Source organism: Vibrio sp. 10N.222.49.C9 (assembly GCF_041474985.1).
GTDB lineage: Bacteria > Pseudomonadota > Gammaproteobacteria > Enterobacterales > Vibrionaceae > Vibrio > Vibrio crassostreae_C.
On record NZ_JBFRVD010000348.1, the window covers coordinates 1 to 617 of the forward strand.

The 617-nt window shown below is 45.4% G+C and carries 1 protein-coding gene; it reads right to left on the minus strand.

Annotated elements, in window-relative coordinates:
* On the minus strand, positions 1-150 hold a 150-nt coding region (locus AB4585_RS23460; protein WP_372171180.1), incomplete at its 3' end, for an RRXRR domain-containing protein.
* Positions 151-617 lie beyond the last annotated feature (467 nt).

Genomic DNA, 617 nt, shown 5'->3' on the forward strand with positions numbered 1-617 from the left:
TTTGATAACTTTTGCATCACCACGCTTGAGTAAAACCCTAGCTTTCTGTGGCTTACATGGCATTAACGGCTCGCCATTTTTGTTTAGTACAAACACGAACATTGCGTGTTTCTCCTTCGAGTTATGCGTATCTATATGCTTGAGGCACATATAGAATCCGACTTCCTCTCGATCAGATATAAAGGCTTTAGATGAGGTTGACTGCCCGTAACGCTTTAGGGCTGTTACAGTGCCTCGACAGAGCAACGGACTGAGGTGGCATCCGAGGGTGTCTATATCCAAAATATCGTTTAACTCACTTCTAATCCTCAGTGAGTGATCTGGTCAACTTGGCTTTTACAAGCCCGCTCCTTTAGGGGCGGCGTGATTGACCTATCTATCGCCCTTCGGTGGTTTGCTGTTCGTGTAACTACTGTACCCCAGGGTTGCATTCGCAAAAGCGCATACAAAAAGCCTCAACGAAAATCGTTAAGGCTTATGATTGCATCTCGGAAAGACTGAAGATTAATTATTGATTATGCGTCGATTCGCAATCCGGCCTGTGACGTCCCCAAAAAGGAACTGATGGCACATATCGCCATCTGATCTTGACCAGTTGTTTGGATTCAACGAAGTCC